Here is a 22520-nt window from a genome sequence, read left to right as displayed (position 1 = left end):
GGCGGCGTCGAACTCCTCCCGGCTGCGGTACAGCGTCAGGTTGCCGTGCCGCCGCCAGAGGTGGCCAAGACCGGCTTGGGCGATCAGCCCGGCGTAGTCGTCGTTGACCCGGCCCAGCAGCGCGGCCAGCGCCTGCGTCAGCTCCGCCACGCGGCGCGGCCGGCTGGCGGCCAGGAAGCGCAGCAGCCAGGGCGCCAGCGTGGGCAGGTAGCGCCAGCGCAGGGCCAGCGGCCCCAGCGGGTCCAGCATCCAGCCGGGCACCTTGCGCAGCACGCCGGGTTCGGCCAACGGAATCACGTCGCTGACGGCGAAAGCCCCGGCGTTGCCGTAGCTGGTTTCCATTGCTGGCTCGCCGCGGTCCAGCAGCGTCACCTCGAAACCCGCCAAGCGCAGCTGCAAGGCGGCGGCGATGCCGACCACGCCGGCGCCCACCACGATGACGGCTGCGCCGGGCGCGAGAGCGGGCGCCATGGCTCAGCCCTCCCGCCCGCCATCCAGCAGGCGGCGCAGCGCCAGCGGGTTGGCCTGTTGCAATGCCTGCGGCAGCAGCGCGTCCGGGAAGTCCTGGTAGCAGACCGGCCGCAGAAAGCGCTGGATGGCCGCCGTGCCCACCGAGGTGGCGCGCGCGTCCGAGGTGGCCGGGTACGGCCCGCCATGCACCATGGCGTCGCACACTTCCACGCCGGTGGGCCAGCCGTTCGCCAGAATGCGGCCGGCCTTGCGCTCCAGCGTGGGCAGCAGCGCGTGGGCCAGGTCCAGATCGCCTTCGTCCAATTGCAGCGTGGCGGTGAGCTGGCCTTCCAGCTGCTCGGCAAGTTGGCGGAACGCCCCCGCGTCCCGGCATCGCACGATCAAGGCGGCGGCGCCGAACACTTCGGCCCGCAACGCCGGCTTGGCCAGGTAGTCCCCGGCGTCGGCCAGCCACAGTTGGGCCTGGCACTGGTTGGGCCCAGTAGCCGGCAGGCCAGCCACCAATTGCCGGGCATGGCCGGACAGCGCGTCCACGCCGGCCTGGTAAGCGCGGAAGATGCCGGGCGTCAGCATGGTTTGCGCCGGGCTCTGCCGCAGCAGCGCGGACGAGGCGGCGATGAAGCCGTCCAACGCCGGGCCCTGCTCGGCGATGATCAAGCCGGGATTGGTGCAGAACTGTCCCGCGCCCAGCGTCAGCGAGCCGACGAAACCCTGCGCCAGCGCCTCGCCGCGCGCCCGCAGCGCCGCCGGCAGCAGAAACACCGGATTGGTGGAGCTCATTTCCGCAAACACCGGAATCGGCTCCGGCCGGCTTTGCGCCAGCCGGCACAAGGCCAGGCCGCCGCCGCGCGAGCCGGTGAAGCCTACCGCCTTGACGCGCGGATCGGCCACCAGCGCCTGCCCCGCCTCGCGGCCTTCGCCGAACAGCAGCGCGAACACGCCGGCCGGCAGTCCGCATTTTTCCGCCGCCCGCGCGATGGCCCGCCCAGCCAGCTCGCTGACGCCGGGATGGGCGCTGTGGGCCTTGACGATGACCGGGCAGCCGGCCGCCAGCGCGGAAGCGGTATCGCCGCCAGCCACTGAGAAAGCCAAGGGGAAATTGCTGGCGCCGAACACCGCCACCGGTCCCAGCGCCACCTGGCGCTGGCGCAGGTCGGCGCGCGGCAGCGGCTGGCGCTGCGGCAAGACGGGGTCTACCCTCGCGTCCTGCCACTCGCCGGCCCGCAGCGTGCGGGCGAACAGCCGCAGCTGGCCGCAGGCGCGGCCGCGCTCGCCCTGCAAGCGGGCGCGCGGCAGGCCGGTTTCAGCCATCGCGCGTTCTATCAGCGCATCGCCCAACGCTTCGATCTCGTCGGCGATGGTTTCGAGAAAGCGCGCCCGCGTTTCCGGCGCGGTTTCGCGGTAGGCGTCAAACGCCTCCCAGGCCAAGGCGCAGGCCTGCTCCACCTGTTCGCGGTCCGCGCCGGGGTAGTCCGGCTCCAGTGCTTGATCGGTGGACGGGTCTATCGCCCGGATCACCTCGCGGCGGCCTACGACGGCCTGCCCGCCGATGAGCATCTTGCCTGTCAGATTCATCATGTTTCCTGCGCAATAAGGGGCTGGCCGCGCCGCAATGGCGCGGCGGGGATGGGATGTCAGGCGACGTTCTGCTCGGCCGACCAGTTGCGGTACCACTCGCGGAACAGCGCGTACTGGGTTTCGGCATAACGGCGCTGGGCGGCGCTCAGCGCGTCGCTCTCGTTGAAATGCAGCGCGTATTCCTTGTCGCCGTTCAGCACCATCAGGTGCTTGTAATACAGCACCAAGTCGCAGCCCTCGTCGAAGGAAGACAGCACGGCCAGCGCCGATTCCAGCTCGCCAGCGCGGCGGCGGGCCACGGCGTCGCCCATGGCCGCCGCCCGGCTCAATGCCACCAGATGCAGCACTTCGCGCGGCAGCGCGTTGCCGATGCCGGTGATGGCGCCGGTGGCGTTGCAATTGACGAAGCCGTGCACCACCTGGGTGTCCACCCCCACCATCAGCGTGACTTCGTCATCCTGGGAGGTGATGTGCTCGGCGGCGTAGCGCAGGTCGGCGGCGCCGCCGAACTCCTTGAAGCCGATCAGATTGGGATAGGCGCGGCGCAGCTCGAAGAACAGGTCGGCGCGGGTGGCGAAGCCATAGTAGGGGCTGTTGTAGATCACCGCCGGCAGCTTGGGCGCGGCGGCCAGAATGGCCGAGAAATGCGCCTTTTGCGCGGCCGGCGACGCGCCGCGCGACAGCACGCGCGGGATCACCATCAAGCCATGCGCCCCCACCCGGGCGGCGTGGGCGGCATGGGAAACCGCCTCGCGGGTGTTGACGGCGCCGGTGCCCACGATGGTCGGCACGCCGGCGGCCGCCAGCCGCGCCACGCCCTCCTGGCGCTGGGCTTCGCTCAGCAGCGGCCAGTCGCCCATCGAGCCGCAGTACACCACGGCGCTCATGCCCAGGGATACCAGCTCCTTGCCCTTGGCCACCAGCGCGTCGAAATCCGGCTGGCGATCGGCGGTGCACGGGGTCATCAGCGCCGGGATGCAACCGGTGAAAATGTTATCGCTCATTGTCTTGCTCCTTGCGGCATTCATTCAGGTGGTAAAGGTAACGAGAGGCGCGGGCTCAGATGCCCCACGCGAAGGGGTCTTGCTCGTCGATCAGCAATGTGGCGCGCGCCGTGATGTGGGCGCGGCCGGTGATGTAGGGGCGGATGAAATCGCCTTCGCGCTGGTAACGGCCGATGAAACGGCTGCCGGTGATGCCGGCCTGCACCCACTCTTCGCCTTCAGCCAGCGTGCCGTCGGCGGCCAGGCAGGCCAGCTTGGCGCTGGTGCCGGTGCCGCAGGGGGAACGGTCGTAAGCCTTGCCGGGGCACATGACGAAGTTGCGGCTGTCGGCGTGTTGGTCGTCGGCGAACAGCTCCACATGATCGATGCGCGCGCCGTCGGCGCCGGTGACGCCCTGCGCCTCCAGCGCCTGCATCGTGGCGCAGCTGAACGCGCTCAGCGCCTCGACATTGTCCAGCCGCACGCTCAGGCCGTGCTCGGCCATCAGAAAAAACCAATTGCCGCCCCAGGCGATGTCGCCGGCCACCGTTCCATGCCCGGGCACCGCTACCGATACCTGCCGGCGGTAGCGATAAGCCGGCACATTGCGCAGCGTCACCGCGCCATCCTCATGCAAGACGGCGTCCACCGGCCCCACCGGGGTGTCGATCTTGTGGGTGCCGGGCGCGATGCGCCCCAGGTAATGCAAGGAGGCGATCAGGCCTATGGTGCCGTGGCCGCACATGCCGATGTAGCCGGTGTTGTTGAAGAAGATCACCCCGCAGGCGGCGTCGGGCGAAACCGGCTCGCAATACAGCGCCCCCACCAGCACATCGCTGCCGCGCGGCTCCAACAGGCAGGCGCGGCGCCATTGGTCGTGCAGTTCGCGCAACGCATCGCGCTTGTCCGCCATGGAGGCCCCCGCCAGCGCGGGAAATCCGCTCAGCACCAGCCGGGTGGGTTCGCCCCCGGTGTGGGAATCGATGATCTCCACCTGTTTCATTCGCTTGTCCATTTTCAAACCCATCCAGTCCGGCCGACCGCGCCGTCATCTCGCAGGCCGTTGATTCCATTGAATCTCCGCGCCGCGTCGGTATTCGCTTCCACCCCGCTAGCATGGCGGCGTTGTCGCCGACAATCTTGATGGTTATCATCAGTTGCGATGACGAAATCGGCATAGTTTGCGTTTCAGAGGGCTTGGCGAGCGGGATAGGCTTGATGCTTGGCCAGGCGGCAGAGCATTCGGGATGGCGAGGCGGCGATGGACGCCGACGGTCAGGCGCGGCGCTTGGCGCGCCAAGAAAGGCGGGAGGGATGACGAGCGAGACCGTGGAAAAAATCGCCCGCTGGCGGGACGAAATCCGCCCGGCGACGATAGACCAGCTGCTGGCGGGCATCGCCCCGCTGTTGCCGGTGCTGGACCTGATCCCCAATGCGGCCATCTTCATCAAGGACAGGCAGGCGCGCTATCTCTGCGCCAACCAGACGCTGGTGCAGCGCTGCGGGCTGAAGGATTTGCGGCCGCTGCTGGGCAAGACCAGCGCGGAAGTGTTTCCAGCCCAGCTGGGGCCGGCGTATACGGCGCAGGATCTGAAGGTGCTGCAAGACGGACTGGTGCTGGAAAGCCAGCTGGAACTGCATCTGTTCAAGAACCGGGAGCCGGGCTGGTGCCTGACCTACAAATGGCCGTTGCGCGACCGGCAAGACGAAATCATCGGCCTGATCGGCATTTCGCTGGACCTGCAAGCGGCCAGCAAGACCCACCCGGCGTACAAACGCCTGGTGGCGGTGGACGAGTTCATCCGCCGCAACTTCAGCCAACCGGTCACCATGGCGGAGCTCACCGGCATCGCCGGCATGTCCGCCGCCCAGCTGGAGCGCTACTGCAAAAAGGTGTTCCACCTGTCGCCGCGGCAGATGATACACAAGGCCCGGCTGGAGCACGCGCACCGGCTGCTGCATGAGGACATGGCCATCACAGAAGTGGCGCTGCGCTGCGGCTATGCCGATCACAGCGCCTTCAGCCGGCAGTTCAAGGCCTTGACCGGCCTCACCCCGCGCCAGTACCGCCAGCAGCTGGGCAGAAGCGATGCCGGGCCGGCTTCGGATGCCGAATAGCCAACGCGGGGTTCTGAGACCGGCTGCGTTTGTCGCGGCCGTGGGCCTGGCAGCCAGTCCACGCAACCTCTGGCGGCGGCCTCGGTCATAATGCGATGAGCCACATCCTGAACATGGAGCGTTTGATGAAGTTTCTCCTGCCCGCCGCCGCCTCGCTGCTGGTTTCCGCCGCGGCCATGGCCGATGCGCCAAGCAAACCCGTCATCACCGGCAACATCCTGCGTCTGGATTCCGCCTGCGATTTCACCGAAAGCAGCCTGAACATCCAGCGCGACAACCTCTCCCTGAGCGCCACGCTCAACAAGCCAGCCGCCGCGCGCCTGCAGCAGGCCACCGGCGACTTCCTGAATCAAAGCATGGTGGTGGTGATCAACGACGTGCCCGTCAGCGCCCCGGTAGTCCGAGCCGTGATCAACACCGGCAAGGTGCAATTCGCGCTGGGCCGCGACGCCGCCGACAAGCTGTTGCCCACCCTGCTGGAAACCACCTGCTACCAGGAAAAGCCGCAGGCCAAGTAAATCGGCCGCCAGGCCTTGCGCGTGGACAGCGGAATGCTGGTTTCGCTGGATGCGCATCCAGCCCCGGATGCGCCTGGCTGCCAACTCCGGCTTCACCGTCGCCGTATAGCCGACGACCACCCCGCTCTCTTCCAGCCTGGCGATGCGATGCTGCGCCATCGCCCGCCGCACGCCCAGTTTCTCCGCCAACCCGGTGACGGAGATCGGCGCGTCGACACGCAGCAGCCGCCTCCGGCAGTCTTGCCGCCGGATCATGCTGTCAGCTGGGCGCATCCAAGAACGCTGCCGGCTTCCATGACGTTCCTCCCCGCCCATCCTGCCGCGCGCGCCCTGCCGCAATATCGGTAAAAACACTTAAATATCAATACCTTATCAAAAGTACAGGTTTCATGAGCGTCCAGCCGGCAGATGATAATGGCTTGTAAACAATTTGTTAGGCGTTGTTTACAAATATCGTTGCCATCTGCGCGCCGCCCACTCATCACCGGTCCAAGCGCTTGCGTTTCCATTGCGGAAAGCGCGTTCGCCGTCCAGCCGGAAGACTTCGGTGCAGGAGGGAAATCATGTATCAAACAGCTGTTGCAGCCGGTTCGCCGGTCAACACCGCCCCAAAGTCCAACGATACCGCCCAGGCGCAGCAGACGATGAGGCGGCTGGTGACCGGCGCCTGGCTATCCCAAGCCATCGTGGTGGCCGCCGAGCTGGGCCTGGCGGATCGCCTGGTCGAAAAAGAACAGTCGGTCGACGAACTGGCCGCCGCCTGCGGCGCGCAGCCGGATGCCTTGTACCGCCTGCTGCAGACTCTGGGCTGCGCAGGCCTGTTCCACGAAAGCGAAGGCCGGCGATTTCGCAACACCCCGCTCAGTGAAACCTTGCGCAGCGATATTCCCGGCTCCCTGCACAGCCTGGTCCGGCAGATGGGCATCGACGCGATCTGGCGCGCCTGGGGCCACATGCTCTACAGCGTCAGAACCGGTCGGAGCGCCTTCCATCACCTCACCGGCCAAACGCTGTTCGAATACATCGGAGAACACCCTGACGCCGCCGAAATCGTAGACAGCGCCATGGTCAATCTGAGCGAACAGGAGGCTCCGGCGCTGGTTGGCGCCTACGACTTCCCCGACGCCGGGCTCATCGTCGATGTCGGCGGCGGACGCGGCCTGCTGCTGGCCGAAATCCTCGCGGCCGCGCCGTCGGCGCGCGGCATCCTGCAGGAGCTGCCGCATGCGGCGGAGGCCGCGCGCCGCCTGCTAGCCGAGCGCGGCCTGGCCGAGCGGACTGAAGTCGTCATCGCCGACGCGCTGGAGTTCGTGGTCCCCGGCGGCGATCTCTACATCATGAAGCACATCGTTCATGACTGGGACGACGAACACGCGCTGCGCTTCCTGTCCAACTGCGCCGCGGCAATGCGGCCGGACAGCAAGCTGCTGCTGGCTGAAATGATACTGGCGCCGCCTAACGAACCTCATTTTTCCAAGCTGCTCGATCTGCACATGCTGGTCAACTATCCCGGCGGGCGGGAACGCACGCAGGAAGACTTCCAGCGCCTTCACCTCGCCAGCGGCCTTCGACCAACCCGCATCCTGCCCACCGCGGGACCATTAAGCCTGATCGAAAGCGTCAGGCGCTGACCCCGGCCAGACCAGCTCCGCCCCGCCCTCGCGGGTCTGACAGCCATTTTGCCCATCGTGTCGAGGAGTTGAACATGAATGCCTCACTTGCCCCGGTGCCGCGCTCCGCCCGCGAGACGGAACAAGCCACCCCGACCCACATCGGCGAATTGCTGACGCGCGCCGCCTGCGCGCAGCCCGCGCACGGTCTGCGGCTGATCTCGGATCCCCGGCGCGGCCCGGAGGAAATCAGTTATCCCGCGCTGCTCGATGCCTCGCTGCGCCTGCTGGCGGGCCTGCAGGCCAACCGCCTGGAACCCGGCAGCCGCATTGCGCTGCTGCTGGAGCAAGCCCGAGATTTCATTCCGGCATTCTGGGCCTGCGCGCTGGGCGGCTATGTGCCTTGCCCGCTGGCCCCCATCAGGAACGATCCGGAGCGCTGGGAAAAACACCTGGGCCATATAGACCGGCTGCTGGAACACCCCGCGCTGATGGTCAAGACGCCCGCCGGCTTGCACACCCATGGCCTGGACACGCTGGAGTTCGACCAACTGCTGCAAAACGAAGCCGCGGGCAAGATCCAGACCCCATCATCCGACGCGCCCGCCGTTCTGGTCCTGACCTCGGGTTCCACCGGCAACGCCAAGGCCGTCATCCTCAGCCACGCCAATCTGCTGTCCAGCCTGGCGGCCAAAACGGAAAGCCTGGGCCTGACGTCCGACGACATCGGCTTCAACTGGATTTCCTTCGATCACGTCGCCGCGCTGATCGAGGCGGTGCTGCTGCCGGCGCATGCCGCCATGAGCCAGACGCATGTCGACGCCGAGCATATTCTCAGCAGCCCGTTGACCTTCCTGCATCTGTTGAGCGAACAACGCGCCACCCTCACCTTCACGCCCAACTTCCTGTTCGGAGAAATCAACCGCGCTCTCCTCCAGGCCCGCCCTCCGCTGCCAGCCTTCGATCTATCCCGCCTTCGCCGCATCATCTCCGGCGGCGAGGCGGTAGTGGTGGAAACGGCAAGCCATTTCCTGCGCCTGCTGGCGCCGCATGGCCTAGCCGCCACGGCGATATCCCCTGCATTCGGCATGACCGAAACTTGCGCAGGATCGGTGTTCTCCCACAGTTTTCCCGCGGAGGACGCCGGTTTCGAGCTCGCGGCTCTGGGCACCCCAGTCCGGGGAATGGAGTTGCGCATCGTCGACGAAGCCGATCAACCGCTTCCCGACGGACAGGCCGGGGAGCTGCAATTGCGCGGCCCCATGGTTTTCCGGGGCTACTACAACAACCCCGATGCGACGCGCGCGGCCTTCTCCCGCGACGGCTGGTTCCGCAGCGGAGACATCGGCCAACTGATCGACGGCAAGCTGCGCCTGGTCGGCCGCAGCAAAGACAGCATCATCGTCAGCGGCGTCAATTACTTCAGCCAGGAATTGGAGCTTGCCATCTCGCAGCTGGACGGCGTGGAAAAGCTGTTCATCGCCGCCTTCCCCACGCGCCCGCTCGGAGCCGAAACCGAGCAGCTGGTGCTGGCCTTCTCCCCATCCTTCCCCATTGAGAATGGGCTTCGCCTGCATCAAACGATGATCGCCATCCGCAACACCACGCTGCTGCTTTGGGGCTTCCGGCCCGCGCTGGCGCTCCCGTTGCCCAAGGAGGCCTTTCCCAAAACCAGCTTGGGCAAGATCCAGCGCGCGCTGCTGCGCCGCCGCCTGGAAGAAGGCGCGCTGGACGCGCATATCCGCCATGCCAGGGATGTGGCCGCGCATTACTTCGGCAAGCTACAACCAGCCGAGGACGAAACTGAGCAGACCGTCGCCGCCATCTTCGCGGACATGTTCAGCCTGCCTCGCGACACCATAGGCGCAAACAGCAGCTTTTTCGACCTGGGCGGCAGCTCTCTGGACATCTTGAAGCTCAAGCACATGCTTGAGCAACGCTTCGACAACGGCGCCTTGCCCGTGCTGGCCATCTTGACCCATCCCACCGTTCGGGAACTGGCGGCGCGGCTGGATGCCCGCGATGAGCGCGGCGAAACCGGCAGCTATGATCCCATCGTCACGCTGCAAGCCAGCGGCGCCAAAACCCCGCTGTTCTGCGTGCACCCTGGAGTCGGCGAAGTTCTGGTTTTCGTCAGCCTGGCGCAATATTTCGTCAACGAGCGCCCTTTTTACGCGCTGCGGGCGCGGGGCTTCAACGACGGCGAAAGCCATTTCACCGACTTCAACGACATGGTGGCCACCTATGTCGCCGCCATCCGCAAGCGGCAGGCGCGCGGCCCTTACGCAGTCGCCGGCTACTCCTATGGCGGCGCGGTCGCTTTCGAGATCGCAAAGGCGCTGGAAGCCGCCGGCGAACGGGTGGATTTTGTCGGGATCTTCAATCTGCCGCCGCACATCCGCCACCGGATGAGCGAGTTCGATCCGGTCAAGGGAGCGGTCCACCTCGCCTTCTTCCTGTCGCTGATCGACCGCAAGCAGGCGGACGAGCTGCCAGACAAGCTGCGCGCGCTGCCCGACCAGGATTTCCGCCGCTGGCTGATAGCGCGCGCGCCGCCTGAACGCTTGGCCGAGCTGGACCTTGATCTGGAAAAATTCACCGCCTGGTCGCTGCTTGCCCACTCGCTCACGTCGATGGGGAGCCGCTATCAACCCAGCGGCAATGTCCGCTCGCTGAGCGTGTTCTACGCCCACCCGCTGTACGGAAACAAGGCCGACTGGCTGAGCAACGAGCTCAGGCGCTGGGACGACTTCTCCCGCGAGCCGAATCGCTATATCGAGGTGGACGGCGAACATAACACCATGCTGGACACACGACACGTGGCCGGCTTCCAAGCCGCGCTGAGGCAGGAGCTCGACCGCGCGTTGAGTGGTCTGTGATCCGGAAGGGAGCGGCGTCAGCGGAGGCCGCCCTCCCTTCAATCCAGACGGCAGGACAGAAAAAAGGCCGCGCAAGGCGGCCGCAAAGGGGTAGATGGTTGAATGTCACGAACACGATCATTCAATTAATAACAATTTAGCACATAGGCATTCTCTGGCAAGCTTGCTTGACTTAATTTTTATTAAGAAAAGCTTGATTATTTACAAAGCAATTACATTAAATTTGGCAACTTTACTGACTTTTATGCCGATTACTTGGCAATCAATGTCCAAATTTCAATGAAAACAGGATGTCGCTGACCAGGGCCGATCCCAGGAAGGTGCCGCTGAACACCAGGATGGCGATCACCAGCAGACGCAGGCCGTCGCGCTTGAAGATGGCCGCTTCGCGCCGGGTCACAGCCAGGCCGGCATAAGCCAGCACCAGCGTCGCGCAGGCCAGCACGTCCACCTGGCTGAAGCACTGGTTGCGCCACTCGCCGCCTGGCAAGCCCGGCAGGCTGGCCAGCACGCCCAGGATGGACAGCCAGATCAGGGTGGGGATCTTCAGCGGCAGCCAGCGATTGAGCAGGCGGCTGGCGAAACAGATGCCCAGCACCATCGCCACGCCCGGCAGCACCGCGGCCAGTTCCTTCTTGGGGCCGATCAGGTGGCTGAGCACGATGATGGCGCCGGCCATCAGCAGGTTGGCGGCGAAAGCGCCCAGGCCCAGCTCGGGCTCTTCCGATTTCAGCAGCTCGGCGTCGGCGGCGTCCATCCGGATGGCGGCTTGCGGCCTGGGCGCGCGCAGGCGGCTCAGCAGCGCGTACAGCTTGTTGGCGAACGGCAGCGCCACGTAGATGCCGAACAGCACGCCGGTGGTAGTGGTCAGCAGGTTGCTGGCCGCCGCCAGCGCCATCAGCGTGTCCTTCTGCTCCGGCAAGGCGGTGATCAGGGTGCCGGCGCAGGCCGCCATCATGCTGCCGCTGCCGACGCCGCAGGCGATGGCCAGCGCCTTGTCGCTGAACAGGTTCCAGGAATGCACCACCGGTACGATCAGCGAGAAGAAAATGGTGCCGAACATGGTGCCGATCGCGTAGACGCTGAGCGCACCCATGCCTTCCGGGCTGCGCAGGCCGTAGCGCTCGGAGATCACCGCGATATTGGGTTCGCGGTCGATGGAAAACGTCGCCCCCACCGCCTCGCGGCCCATGCGGAACAGCAGCACCGCCACCGGCATCGCCACCAGCGCGGTGGCGACGTTGCCCAGCTCGTGGAAGATCAGCACCGGCCCGGCCGCGACGATGGCCTGGAACTGCGGCCCCAGCAGCGTGGCCAGCTTGGCCACCAGCGGCAGCACCGCGATGATGATCACCTGGCTCAGAGTGGCGCTGACGTCGCGGCTCACCCAGCGGCCGGCCAGCGGATTGACAGCCGGGTTGCACATCATGCCCAACACGAAGGCGTACAGCAGCGGCAGCAGGATGACGCTGCCCTTGCCCACCGAAAACTTCTGCACGTAAATCAGTTCGGCGACGATCACGATGCCTATCGCCATCAGGTGGGCCAGACGGTTGAATCCCGCGCCCGCGGCCACCCCGCCGCCCTGCAATTGCCCAACACCCGCATGCGCCATGCTTTTCTTCCCGTTATTGTTTTGCGGCCGCGGGGGCCAACGTGGTTTCCACCAGCTTGATCCAGTACGCCGCGCCTATCGCCAGCGCCTGGTCGTTGAAATCGTAATGCGGGCTGTGCAGCCCCGCGCTGGGCGCCGGACCGTCCACCCCCAGCCAGGCATAACAGCCGGGACGCTCCTGCAGCATGAAGGCGAAGTCTTCGGACGCCATCGACGGCCGCATATTGGTGCGCACGTTCGCCTCGCCCAGCAATTCGGCGGCGACGTCGACCGCCCGCCAGGTTTCCGCCTCGGCGTTGATGGTGGCCGGATAGCGGTACCAGTAGTCCATCTCCGCCTCCACGCCCATCGCCAGCGCGATGTGGTCGACCAGCGCGCGCATCCGGCTCTCTATCACCGCCTGCACCGCGGGATTGACGTAGCGGACCGTGCCGCGCAGCAGCGCCTGCTCGGGGATGATGTTCCAGGTGGAGCCGGCCTCCACCTGGGTGACGGACAGCACCGCGCAATCCAGCGGATCGACGTTGCGGCTGACGATGCTCTGCAGCGCCGTCACCAGCTGGGCCTGGGCGGCCACCACGTCGCGGGTGCGCTCCGGCATCGCGGCATGGCCGCCCTGGCCGCGCAAGCGGATCTCGAACAGGTCGAAAGCCATCATCATCGGGCCCGGATGCATGGCCATCTGCCCCAGCGGCAGGCCGGGCCAGTTGTGCATGCCATAGATGCCGTCCACCGGAAAGCGCTCGAACAAGCCGTCTTCCAACATTTCCTGGCCGCCGCCCTCGTTCTCCTCGGCCGGCTGGAAGATGAACTGGACGGTGCCGTCGAACGCGCGGCTCTCGGCCAGATGCCTGGCGGCGCCCAGCAGCATCGCGCAGTGGCCGTCGTGGCCGCAGGCATGCATGCGGCCGGCGTGCAGCGAGCGGTAAGGCGCGTCGCCCTCTTCATGCAGATGCAGCGCGTCCATGTCGGCGCGCAGGCCGATAGAGCGCTCGCCGCCGCCGGCGCGCAAGGTGCCCACCACGCCGGTGCGGCCGATGCCGGTCGCCACCTCCAGCCCGAAGCTGCGCAGCAAAGCGGCGATCTTGCCCGCGGTGCGGTGCTCGTCGAACGCCGTTTCCGGATGGCGGTGCAGATCCTGCCGCCATGCCGCCATGTCCTGCACGGCGGCATCGGACAGCATCGCGAATCCGCCCAACCGCCCTTGCCTGTCTGCCTGCATACCCTTCTCCCGATTCGCGGCAGCCAAATCCAATGGACTGAATGATCAAGCCGCGAAAGTACCTTGTCATTATGAGCGGCGATTGTAAGCAAATGACAAACAATTCTCCAACATCATAGAATGGTTTCTTTGTTGCCTTTAAGGCAACACAACTAATCAGGATGAAACATGGAGTTCAATGATCAGCGCGTCCGCTACTTCTTCGAAGCGGCCCGGCTGGGCGGCGTGCGCGCGGCGGCGGACCGCATGGACATCGCCGCCTCCGCGGTCAGCCGGCAGATCCGCCAGCTGGAGATGGAGCTGGGCGCCACGCTGTTCGAACGCCACCGCCGCGGCTTCCAGCCGACCGAAGCCGGCCGGCTGCTGCTGGACTATCACAGCAAGCAGCTGAGCGAGCAGGAAGCGGTGATGACGGCGCTGCGCGAGCTGAAAGGCATACACCGCGGCCATGTGTCGGTGGTGACCGGCGGCGGCGTGATCAACGATCTGATCGACGCCATCCACCCGTTTTCCCAGCGTTACCCGCAGATCACGGTAGGCATAGACATCCGGGGCACCAACGACATCGTGCGCGCGGTGCTGGAAGACAGGGCGCACATCGGCATCGTGTTCTACACCGCGCCCAACCCTTTGCTGAGGGTGCATCGCAGCTCGGTCCAGCCGCTGTACGCGGTGGCCGCGCCCGGCCACCCGCTGGCGCGGGCGAAGCGCCCCATCGGCCTGGAAGAGCTGGCGCGGCACAAGCTGGCGCTGCCGGACGTCAGCTTCGGCGTGCGGCAGATCCTGCGCGACGCGGAAAGGGCCGAGCAATGCCAGCTGGAGCCCGCCATCGTCACCAACTCCTTCCGGGTGATGGTGGAATACGCGCTGACCGGACAGGCGGCGACGGTGCAGCCGTGGTTCTCGGTCCGCCGCGAGCTGGAAAGCGGCCAGTTGCTGGCCATTCCGATCGAACAACGCAATCTGCAGCAAGCCGAGGTGCACCTGATCACCCATCAGGGCCGGCGGCAAAGCCCGGCCGCCGCCAGGCTGCTGGAGATGCTGGCCGGCTCCATGCCGGCCTTCCGCAACGCCGCCGTTACGGTATAGCGTCGGCGAACGCTCGCGCCAGTTGCGCGAAGGCGCGGGCGGCGGCGCTGCGATAGCCGTCGCGCTTGGTCAACAGCGCGGCCTGCCGCCCCGGCAGGGCCGGCTCCAATGCCAGCACCGCCAGCCCCGGCTGGCTGGCGGCCACCGCCGCGGGCAGGATGCCGGCCAATCCGCCGTGGCGGATGATCTCCACCGCCGCGCCCATGCCGTTCACCTCGATCGCCGCCCGGGGCCGGATGCCGTGGCGGAGGCAGTAGTCGTCGACATGGCGGCGCGTGATGAAATCCGCGCTCAGCAAAACCAGCGGCGTCGCCTCCAGTTCCGCCAGGGACAAGGCGTCCCTCCTCCCCGCCAGCGGGTGCGCCTCTCCCGCCACCAGCGCCAGGCGCTCGTCCAGCAAGGGTGCCGCCTCCACTTCCAGCGTGCCCGGGGGCGCGAAGCCAATGCCGATATCGAAAGCGTCGTCGGCCAGCCCGGCCTCCATCGCCTCTTGCGACATCTCGCGCACGGTCAGCGTGATGCCGGGATGGCATTGATGAAAACGCGCCAGCAAGGGCCCCGCCAGCCAGGCGGCGAAGGTAGGGGTCATCGCCAGGCGCAGCTGCCCGCGCTGCAACGAGGCCACGTCGTGCAAAGCCCGTTTGCCGGCCTCCAGGTCCCGCAGCGCGCGGCGGGCGTAGACCCGGTAGGCGTCGCCGGCGTCGGTCAGCCGCAGCTGGCGGCCGCCCCGGTCGAACAACTCCGCGCCCAGCGCCTCTTCCAGCTGGCGTATCTGCTGCGACAGCGTTGGCTGGGAGACATGCAGCGCCTCGGCCGCGCGGGTGAAATTGAGATGTTCGGCTACCGCGAGGAAGTAGCGGATGTGTCGTAACAGCATGGATTCAAACTATTGGTTATTCCTATGAAAGTCATAATTTACCAGTCTTGGACCCAATAATAAAAGCGGCGCATCATCCGTTCATCGTTTCACCACACGGAGAACCGCCATGCAGGACATCATCGCCGGCACCCTCAAATTCCAGCGCGAGGCCTATCCGGAACGCGCCGAGCTGTTCCGCCGGCTCGCCGGCTCGCAATCCCCCGCCACGCTGTTCATCGCCTGCTCCGACAGCCGGGTGGTGCCGGAATTGCTGACCCAGCGCGAACCGGGCGAACTGTTCGTCATCCGCAATGCCGGCAACATCGTGCCCGGCTACGGCCAGGAGCCGGGAGGCGTGTCCGCCTCCGTGGAATACGCGGTCGCCGCGCTGGGCGTGGCCGACATCGTGGTCTGCGGCCATTCCGACTGCGGCGCGATGACGGCCGTCGCCTGCGGCAAGGATCTGACGGGCATGCCCGCCGTCGCCGGCTGGCTGCGCCACGCCGACTGCGCCAAGGCGATCAGCGACGCCGGCGAGCACGCCGGCCACGACGCCAAAGTGAGTGCCATGGCCCGCGAAAACGTCATCGCCCAACTGGCCAACCTGCGCACCCATCCCGCGGTGGCGCTGGCGCTGAGGCAGGGCCGGTTGCGCCTGCACGGCTGGATGTACGACATCGCCAGCGGCGACATCCAGGCCCTGGATCCGGAGCAAGGCCGCTTCGTGCCGCTGCGGGATTGCCCGCAGACGGCGGCCATGCTGGACGACGCCGTCCGCCGACCCTGAAACCGAAACCATCCCCCGCGCGGCGGCGCGCCCGGCCTTTCATGGCGTCCCCAGCCGCGCTCCACCCCAAGCAAGGAGAATCAATATGCAATCCCAATGCCAGCAAGCCCCGCGCCAAGCCCTGACCGACGCCATCATCGCCGCCAAGGCGCGCAAGCGCCTGAGCTTCGAGGAGATAAACCAGGGCACCGGCCTCAGCATCGCCTACACCACCGCCGCGCTGCTGGGCCAGCACGCGCTGCCGGAAGCGGCAGCCCGCCTGGTGGCGGACCGTCTGGAACTGGACGACGATGCCGCCGCGCTGCTGCAGACCATCCCGCTGCGCGGCAGCATTCCGGGCGGCGTGCCGACCGACCCCACCATCTACCGCTTCTATGAAATGGTGCAGATCTACGGCACCACGCTGAAGGCGCTGGTGCATGAGCAATTCGGCGACGGCATCATCAGCGCGATCAACTTCAAGCTGGACATCAAGAAAGTGGAAGACCCGGACGGCGGCCAACGCGCGGTGATCACGCTGGACGGCAAGTACCTGCCGACCAAGCCGTTCTGATTGTCCTTAAGGAACCGCAAGAGCGAGCCGCCGGCATTGCGTCGGCGGCTGAGCCGGCGACGCTAGCCGCGCGCGGGCTCCGGCGCGCGCTCGGCCAGCATCAGCGCCACCGTGGCCATGCCCAGCATGGCCGCCACGGCCCCGGTCAGAAACACCGCGCCATAGCCGAAGCCGTCGGCGAACAAGCCCGCCACCGGCCCGGTCAAGCCATAGGCCAAATCCTGGAAAGCCGCGAAGCCGCCCAGCGCGGAGCCGCGCAGATGGGCGGGCACGCGCTTGATCACCTCCACGCCCATGCCCGGAAACACCATGGAGCAGCCGACGCCGGTCAGCAGCGCCCCCAGCAGGGCGGCGGCCGGCGTGGCCGCGCTCCAGATCAGCCACTGGCCGACGGCCTCCACCGCAAGCGAGGCCAGCGCCACCTTCGCGCCGCCGATGCGGTCCGGCAGGTGGCCGCACAACACGCGCACCAGCACGAAGCCGACGCCGAAACCGGTCAGGCCCAGGCTGCCCCAGGCCCAGCCTCGGCTGGAGAAATATAAGGCGAAGAAGGCGCCCAGGCCGGCGAAGCCGACTCCTTGCAGAAAGACCGCCGCGCCCGGTTTGCCGATGCGCCCCAGGATGCGCAGAAAGGACTCCCGTTGGCCGGCATGCGGCGCGATGCGCGGAAACCTCCGGATCAGCAGCAACCCGGCCAGCGGCAGCAACGCGCAGGTAGCCATCAGCGGCTGGAAGCCCGCCTGCTGGAACAGCAGCAGTCCCAAGGGCCCGCCGGCGGCGAAAGCGCCGTACATGCCCATGCCCACCAGCGACATCACCTTGCCGGAATGGGCCGGCCCCATCAGGCCGATGCTCCAGGCCGCCATGCCGACGATGGCCAGACTCTCGCCCAGACCCAGCAGCAAGCGCCCGGACAACAGCACGCCCAAGGCCAGGGCCGGCTGATCGGCCAGCCAGGACGAAGCCAGGCAAACCGCGCCGGCCAGCATGTATAGGTACAACCCGCGCCGCATGCAGGCCTTGCCGCCCTGCTGATCGCACAGGCGCCCGGCGTAGCCGCGGGTCAGGATGGTGGAAAAGAAGGTGATGCCCACCGCCAGCCCGCCCAGCGCGTTGCCGTAATGCAGTTGGTCGATCACATAGATGGAGGTGACCGGCAGCGACATCGCCACCGCCAGATAAGACAGGAACAACGCCGCCGTCTTGGCCAGCAGGCGGCGGTAAGCTTGAGAAAATGTCAGGACTTCGGGCATGGACAGCGGTCTCCGCGCAGATCCCGGCCCGTGCGGCGGTCGCTTCAAGAAGGCAACGCACCGCGCCACGGCCGGGTGGCTAGGGTGCGTTGCTTGACGTAAACGCTTACGGCCGCAGGCTTGCGCCTGACGGCGGATATAGTTCGCCTAACTTATCATTTGCGCCGCCGTCACGCAAGCCCGCGGCCTCCCCGCCTGGCTTCATCCTGGCTCGCCGGCGGGCCCGGCTTCATTTCCGGCTGCTGAAGCAGCTGGCACATGCCGCCCATGCTGGGCACCAGGCACAAAGGGGTGCCCGGCGGCAGCCCGGCGTCCGGCGTTCCTTCCGCCACGCTGTCCGCGCCGCGGCTGGTTTCGAGCGGGGTGTAGTCCAGGCGCGGCAGCAAGGTCGGCGCCAGCACTTTCAGCACCTGCACCGGCAAGGCGCTGGTGAACCGGTAATCGGCCGCCTTGGGTCCCGCCACGTAGGCGACGATGGTGCCGAAGTAATGGTCGCCGATATAGAACACGAAGGCGCCGGAGCGGCTGACCACCCGCGCCGAGGTCAAGCCGCCGCCGCGCGAGAAGGTCTTGAAGCGGTTGTCGCCGGTGCCGGTCTTGCCGCCTATCAGCGTGTGTTCGCCCTTCTTGCGGTCGAAGGAACCGGCCACCCGGTGGGCGGTGCCCTTGTCCACCACTTCGGACAGCACTTGGCGCACCAGTTGCGGAATCTCGGGCGGCAGCACCCTCACCCCGCGCGTCGGCGCCTGCGCCAGCGAAGTCTCGTACGGCGTGGCCTCGGCGAAACGCATCTTGTCGATGTAGACGGTGGGCAGGCGCACGCCGTCATTGGACAGGATGCCCATCAGCTCGGCCAGGGCCGCCGGCCGGTCGGCCGAAGCGCCCAGCGCGGTGGCGTACGACGGCACCAGGGAGTCGAAGGGATAGCCCATACGCTTCCACGCCGCGTGTATCTTGCGGAAAGCGTCGGTTTCCTGGATCTGGCGGATGCGGTTGTCCTGGCCGCCCTTGTGCTTGCTGTTGAACAGCCACTGGTACACTTCCTGGCGCTGGGCGGCGCTGGCCTGGACCATCTCGCTCCAGCCCGCGTCGGGATGCGCGTGCAGATAGGCGACCATCCACAGCTCCAGCGGATGGACGCCGGCCAGGTAGCCGCGGTCGGCCAGATTGAAGCGGTCCGGACCCAGCTCGTCGTACAGCTTGGCCAGCGTCGCGGGCTCCAGCTTGGCCGGCGGATTGGCGTGCTTGGCGATGAAGGCCGCCATCGCCTGCTGGCCTTCCGTCGGGCGGATGCTGCGGAAGATCACCGCCAGCCGCTTGGGACTGCGCCGCGCCTTTTCCACCAGCAGCGCGTCGATCTGGTCCACGGTTTTGCCGCGGTACTTGTGATAGAAGCCGGCCATGAAGGTCTTGCCTTCCTTGTCGGCAAAGCGCTGCAGGTATTCGCGCCGGCGCGGGTCCTCCTTGTCGCCCATCAGGGTGTCGTCGTAGCCGGCCGGGTACATGTAGTAGCGGACGATGTCGCGCATCACCCGGATATAGACCAGGTTCACCGAGCGCTGGGTCGCCTCGCGCAGGGTCAGGATGCGGCCGTTGTCGTTCTTGTCGAAGTTCTCGAAGGTGTGGCGCCCGCCGCCGGTGAAGAAGCTCTCTCCCGGGCTGGCGCTGTACTTGCGCTCCAGGGAGGCGGCCAGCATCGCGGGCAGGCTGCGGTCGTCGCTCTGGCGCAGGTAGTCTATCGCCCAGCGCCGCAGCACCGGCTCATGCTCGCCCGACTTGATCTTGCCGAGTTCCTCGCGGCTCAGGCTCGCGTATTGCCGGTGCAGATCGGCGATCACTTCCAGGTAGGTGACCAGCGTGCGCAGCTTGGAGGTGGAGCCCAGGTCCAGCTTGGTGCCCTCGTTGATGTCGAAAGGCTGGTCGAAATTGTCGGCCTGCACCCTGACCTTGTTGCCGAACGGCGTGCGTTCGATCAGCGTGAAGCTGTAGGTCACGCCCTCCGGCGAGCCCTGCTGCAGCAGGAACTTGTCGCCCAGACCCACCGACTTGGCGTACTCGGGGTCGCGCAGCTTCATCAGGTGGTCGGTGACCGACTGCTGCAGCTGCGAATCCAGCGTGCTGTGGACCTCGACGTCGACATGGTCCAGATCGTACAGCCTGGGCATGCCAAGCATGCCGGCCAGCTTGATCCGCACCGCGTTGGCGCCCTTGCGCTCCACCAGCGACTTGACCGCCGGATTCACTTTTTCCTTCTGCTGCCGCAGCGACACCTTCAGCGCCGCGTCGCACAGCTCCTGCGAAATCACCTTGTCGCGCGCCATCAGCCTCAGATAAGAATTGGTCAGGTCTTCCAGCACCTTCATGTCGCCATTCAGGTAAGCGGATGGGCCACGCTGGGAAATCATCAGGCTGAACGCCTCCTTGAACACGGTGGCCTGCTCGTCCACCGTCAGCGGAGAGTCGTTGTCCAGCGTGCGGTTCATCTCGTCGAAGGAGCGGCCATACCAGGCCCACATGCCGTCGCCGATGCCGGATATCTCGCCGAAACCGGCGCGCGCCGCCAGCGGCACCGTGTTCAGATACTCCACCACCAGCTGGCGGCGGAAGGCGGTAGTGTCTTCGCCGTTGCGGTAAGCCCGCACCGAGGCCGACAGCATCTGGCGCAGCTTTTCCTTGGGCGAGCCGGTACGGCCGCCGGGGGAATGGCGGAACTTCTCGATCTGGGTGGCCAGGGTGCTGGCGCCGGCCGAATGGTAGCCGGGACGGAACAGGTGCAGGCTCTCGTCGGCCAGCGCCTTGCCGAAGCGCGACCACTCGATGGCCGGGTTCTGCTGCGGATTGCTCTCATCCAGCAGGGTGTGGTTTTCGATGTACAGCAGGCCGGCCACCAGCAGCCGCGGCAGCGATTCAAACGTGCCGTATATCCGCTGCGGATACTGCGCCTGGTAAATGGGCCTGCCGTAGCCGTCACGCACCAGCAGCCCGGCCTGATCCTTCTCGCGGTACGGCGGGAACAGGCCCAGCGGCAGCAACGGGCCGGTGACGCCTTGGTCGGTCAGCTTGATCAAATCGGGAGACTGCCTGGCCTGCGCGTCAATCGCGTAGCCGCGCTGTCCCAGCCGCTGCAGGAAGCGCGGCAGTTCGACATAGCCCATGCGCTGGTCGTAGGGGCCGCCGGGAGAGGGAAAGCGCATTTCCTTGCTCGGCCCCTGCTCCACCGCGAAGGTGGCGTGGCGGCCGGCGCGGCTGAAGAACATCGACTGGAAGTGGGATGTGTGGATCTCGTTCAGCAGCAGCGAGGCGCCCAGGCCGAACAATGCGATGCCAAGGCCGGCCAGCGCCCACCAAACGGAAGAAGACGGTTTGCCCTTGCCCAATCCGAGTTTGGCTTCCGAAGTGTCTATCATGATCAGTCGGCCCTCAGGGCCGCCCCCTTAGCAGGAACTGGAGAATGTCGCCGCCGCTCCGCCCCCGGGCGGCATCCTCTCGGATATCTCGCGCCAGACAGGCTTTATCTCACTATCGGACAGCCTTACGGCTTTACAAGCCCGGGACAACTCTACTCACAATTCCCCAGCGCCGACGCCCGTCCTCTTCGCCCCCCGCGGCCCTTCGGCTCAGGCCAGCACCCCCGCCGCCAGCGCGGACGCCTGGCCGGCGAACTTCACCACCTTGGCCACAGCCTCGATCGAACCCGCGGTCTGATCCAGCGCCGCGGCGGCCGCGTCGGCTTCCTGCGTCGCCTCGGTCAAGGCGTTGACGGCGGCGGCGTACTGGGCGGTGGTATGGTCCAGATCTCTGGCGATGGCGGCCAAGGCCTGGCCGGTCAGTTGTTCCTGCAAATCGGAACACTGGCGGCTGACGACGCCCGAGGTGTCCACCATCAGGTTGTTCAGGCGCGACGCCAAGCCGGTCAGCAGCTCGGCCAGATCATGACTGTCCATGGTTTGCCTCCTCGTCAACTATTCGGCAGGTCGCGGTACAGCGCCCGCAGGCGCCGCGCCTCCGCGATGAAATCATGCAGGCGGTCAAGCGGCTTGCCTGGCTGATCCAGGCTGGCGCGCAGCTGGCGATGCAGCTCCGGAAAGTCCCGCACCGCCTTGTCGGTGGAATCCAGCGCCTGCTCCAGCCTGTCGTAGCCGGCCAGCTGCGCGGCGACCTTCTGGTCGAAGCGATAACGCTCCCAGCTGTGATAAGGCGGGCGCACGCCGTCGCGGTTGACCAGCCCCAGATAGCGCAAGCGGATATCGAGCACATAGAGCTTCAAATCCTCGTCGACCCGCCCCATCATCTGCGCCAGCGCGTCCAACCCGGGCTGGGCGCGGTCCATCACGCGGCGCAAGCCCTCGCGGCGCTGGGCCGCGAGCATGGCCTGGCCCAAGGCGTCCACCGCGACGGCGACGCCGTTCGCCGCCTGGGCGTCCAGCGTCCCGGCCGGGAGGCCTCGCAGGCTGGCCGCCAAATCCTGCGACGCGCGGTCTATGTCCTCCATCTTGCCGCCGCCCGCCAGCTTGGCCAGCGCTTCCGAGTAGCAGCTGAGCGCGTCCAGCGCCGCCGTCACCCGGGACAGCGGCGCGCTCAGGTCGTAGCTTTCGCCCTGCGCGTTCACCAGCGGGAAGCCCTGCGCGCCCACCTTGCGATCCGGGTAGCCAAGCACGGCGCTGTCGCGCGCGTCGCGCTGCAATTGATCGAAGCTCGCCTGGGCGCCGCGGTTCACCTGGACGGCGGCGTCTCTCAAGGCGATGAATTTTCCGCTGTCGACGCTGCCGGCGCAGCCGGCGAGCAGCGCCAGAAGCAACGCGGCGGGCAACAGGAATGAAGGAGTGGACATGGCGCGACTCCGCGATGGACGATGACGGCCCGGACCGCCTGGCGGGGCCGGCGATGACATGTCTTCCAGATATAGTCCGCCATCAAACCAAGGCAAAGCGATAGCCGGCCGCTTAAGTAATACGCCGTATCCCCCTCTTGCCCATGAACGCCAG

Annotated in this window: 18 protein-coding genes; 7 read left to right on the top strand and 11 right to left on the bottom strand. The window is 66.7% G+C overall.

Features of this window, described 5'->3' with window-relative positions; translation table 11 throughout:
* From ACY3GB_RS01770 to ACY3GB_RS01755, 4 genes are all read right to left on the bottom strand, one after another.
* Nucleotides 1–471: FAD-dependent oxidoreductase (locus ACY3GB_RS01770; protein ID WP_463087205.1), on the bottom strand; the 471-nt coding region annotated here is incomplete at its 3' end.
* A gap of 3 nt (nt 472–474) precedes the next feature.
* On the bottom strand, nt 475–2049 hold the full coding sequence (locus ACY3GB_RS01765) for an aldehyde dehydrogenase (NADP(+)) (RefSeq protein ID WP_463087204.1): 1575 nt from the start codon (nt 2047–2049) through the stop codon (nt 475–477).
* Nucleotides 2050–2105: 56 nt separating this feature from the next.
* Nucleotides 2106–3053, bottom strand: coding sequence for a dihydrodipicolinate synthase family protein (locus tag ACY3GB_RS01760; protein WP_463087203.1), 948 nt, complete (start codon nt 3051–3053; stop codon nt 2106–2108).
* Between the two features lie 55 nt (nt 3054–3108).
* A complete protein-coding gene (locus ACY3GB_RS01755; protein ID WP_463087202.1) occupies nt 3109–4035 on the bottom strand; it encodes a 4-hydroxyproline epimerase in 927 nt (308 codons plus the stop codon).
* Between the two features lie 311 nt (nt 4036–4346).
* Here ACY3GB_RS01755 and ACY3GB_RS01750 point away from each other — a divergent pair, with 311 nt between their 5' ends.
* The 4 genes from ACY3GB_RS01750 to ACY3GB_RS01735 all read left to right on the top strand — a co-directional run bounded on the left by ACY3GB_RS01750 (nt 4347) and on the right by ACY3GB_RS01735 (nt 10157).
* On the top strand, nt 4347–5150 hold the full coding sequence (locus ACY3GB_RS01750) for a PAS domain-containing protein (protein ID WP_463087201.1): 804 nt from the start codon (nt 4347–4349) through the stop codon (nt 5148–5150).
* 125 nt (nt 5151–5275) lie between these two features.
* The gene (locus ACY3GB_RS01745) at nt 5276–5668 is read left to right on the top strand and encodes a hypothetical protein (protein WP_463087200.1); all 393 of its coding nucleotides are present in this window, start codon (nt 5276–5278) and stop codon (nt 5666–5668) included.
* Nucleotides 5669–6231: 563 nt separating this feature from the next.
* Nucleotides 6232–7299, top strand: a complete 1068-nt coding sequence (locus ACY3GB_RS01740) for a methyltransferase (RefSeq protein WP_463087199.1) — start codon at nt 6232–6234, stop codon at nt 7297–7299.
* Between the two features lie 74 nt (nt 7300–7373).
* On the top strand, nt 7374–10157 hold the full coding sequence (locus tag ACY3GB_RS01735) for an alpha/beta fold hydrolase (protein ID WP_463087198.1): 2784 nt from the start codon (nt 7374–7376) through the stop codon (nt 10155–10157).
* A 262-nt stretch (nt 10158–10419) separates the two neighbouring features.
* Here ACY3GB_RS01735 and ACY3GB_RS01730 read toward each other — a convergent pair whose 3' ends face one another.
* Together ACY3GB_RS01730 and ACY3GB_RS01725 are read right to left on the bottom strand one after the other, a co-directional pair.
* The gene (locus ACY3GB_RS01730) at nt 10420–11772 is read right to left on the bottom strand and encodes a DUF3100 domain-containing protein (protein WP_463087197.1); all 1353 of its coding nucleotides are present in this window, start codon (nt 11770–11772) and stop codon (nt 10420–10422) included.
* A gap of 13 nt (nt 11773–11785) precedes the next feature.
* A complete protein-coding gene (locus ACY3GB_RS01725; RefSeq protein WP_463087196.1) occupies nt 11786–12994 on the bottom strand; it encodes a M20 aminoacylase family protein in 1209 nt (402 codons plus the stop codon).
* A 168-nt stretch (nt 12995–13162) separates the two neighbouring features.
* On the opposite strand from ACY3GB_RS01725, the gene ACY3GB_RS01720 reads away from it, so the two are divergent.
* Nucleotides 13163–14083 carry a LysR family transcriptional regulator gene (locus tag ACY3GB_RS01720; protein WP_463087195.1) on the top strand — a complete coding sequence of 307 codons (921 nt, stop codon included), beginning with the start codon at nt 13163–13165 and terminating at the stop codon, nt 14081–14083.
* On the opposite strand, the gene cynR is transcribed toward ACY3GB_RS01720, so the two are convergent.
* The gene (gene cynR / locus ACY3GB_RS01715) at nt 14073–14960 is read right to left on the bottom strand and encodes a transcriptional regulator CynR (protein ID WP_463087194.1); all 888 of its coding nucleotides are present in this window, start codon (nt 14958–14960) and stop codon (nt 14073–14075) included. The genes ACY3GB_RS01720 and cynR overlap by 11 nt on opposite strands.
* A gap of 109 nt (nt 14961–15069) precedes the next feature.
* On the opposite strand from cynR, the gene ACY3GB_RS01710 reads away from it, so the two are divergent.
* Nucleotides 15070–15729 (top strand): carbonic anhydrase, encoded by a 660-nt coding sequence (locus ACY3GB_RS01710; protein WP_463087193.1) that lies wholly within the window; start codon nt 15070–15072, stop codon nt 15727–15729.
* Nucleotides 15730–15814: 85 nt separating this feature from the next.
* Entirely contained in the window at nt 15815–16282 is a 468-nt protein-coding gene (cynS, locus tag ACY3GB_RS01705; RefSeq protein WP_463087192.1) for a cyanase, read from the top strand.
* 62 nt (nt 16283–16344) lie between these two features.
* On the opposite strand, the gene ACY3GB_RS01700 is transcribed toward cynS, so the two are convergent.
* The 4 genes from ACY3GB_RS01700 to ACY3GB_RS01685 form a co-directional block, all read right to left on the bottom strand.
* On the bottom strand, nt 16345–17535 hold the full coding sequence (locus ACY3GB_RS01700; RefSeq protein ID WP_463087191.1) for an MFS transporter: 1191 nt from the start codon (nt 17533–17535) through the stop codon (nt 16345–16347).
* A gap of 170 nt (nt 17536–17705) precedes the next feature.
* Nucleotides 17706–20942, bottom strand: a complete 3237-nt coding sequence (locus ACY3GB_RS01695) for a transglycosylase domain-containing protein (RefSeq protein ID WP_463087190.1) — start codon at nt 20940–20942, stop codon at nt 17706–17708.
* Nucleotides 20943–21152: 210 nt separating this feature from the next.
* The gene (locus tag ACY3GB_RS01690; protein WP_463087189.1) at nt 21153–21479 is read right to left on the bottom strand and encodes a hypothetical protein; all 327 of its coding nucleotides are present in this window, start codon (nt 21477–21479) and stop codon (nt 21153–21155) included.
* A gap of 14 nt (nt 21480–21493) precedes the next feature.
* Nucleotides 21494–22366: a hypothetical protein gene (locus ACY3GB_RS01685; protein ID WP_463087188.1), complete on the bottom strand. Its 873-nt coding sequence runs from the start codon at nt 22364–22366 to the stop codon at nt 21494–21496.
* Nucleotides 22367–22520 lie beyond the last annotated feature (154 nt).

This window comes from Chromobacterium sp. Ag138 (genome assembly GCF_055181315.1).
The sequence above is the reverse complement of the archived record's forward strand: the minus strand, read 5'-3'. Positions and strand labels throughout refer to the sequence as shown.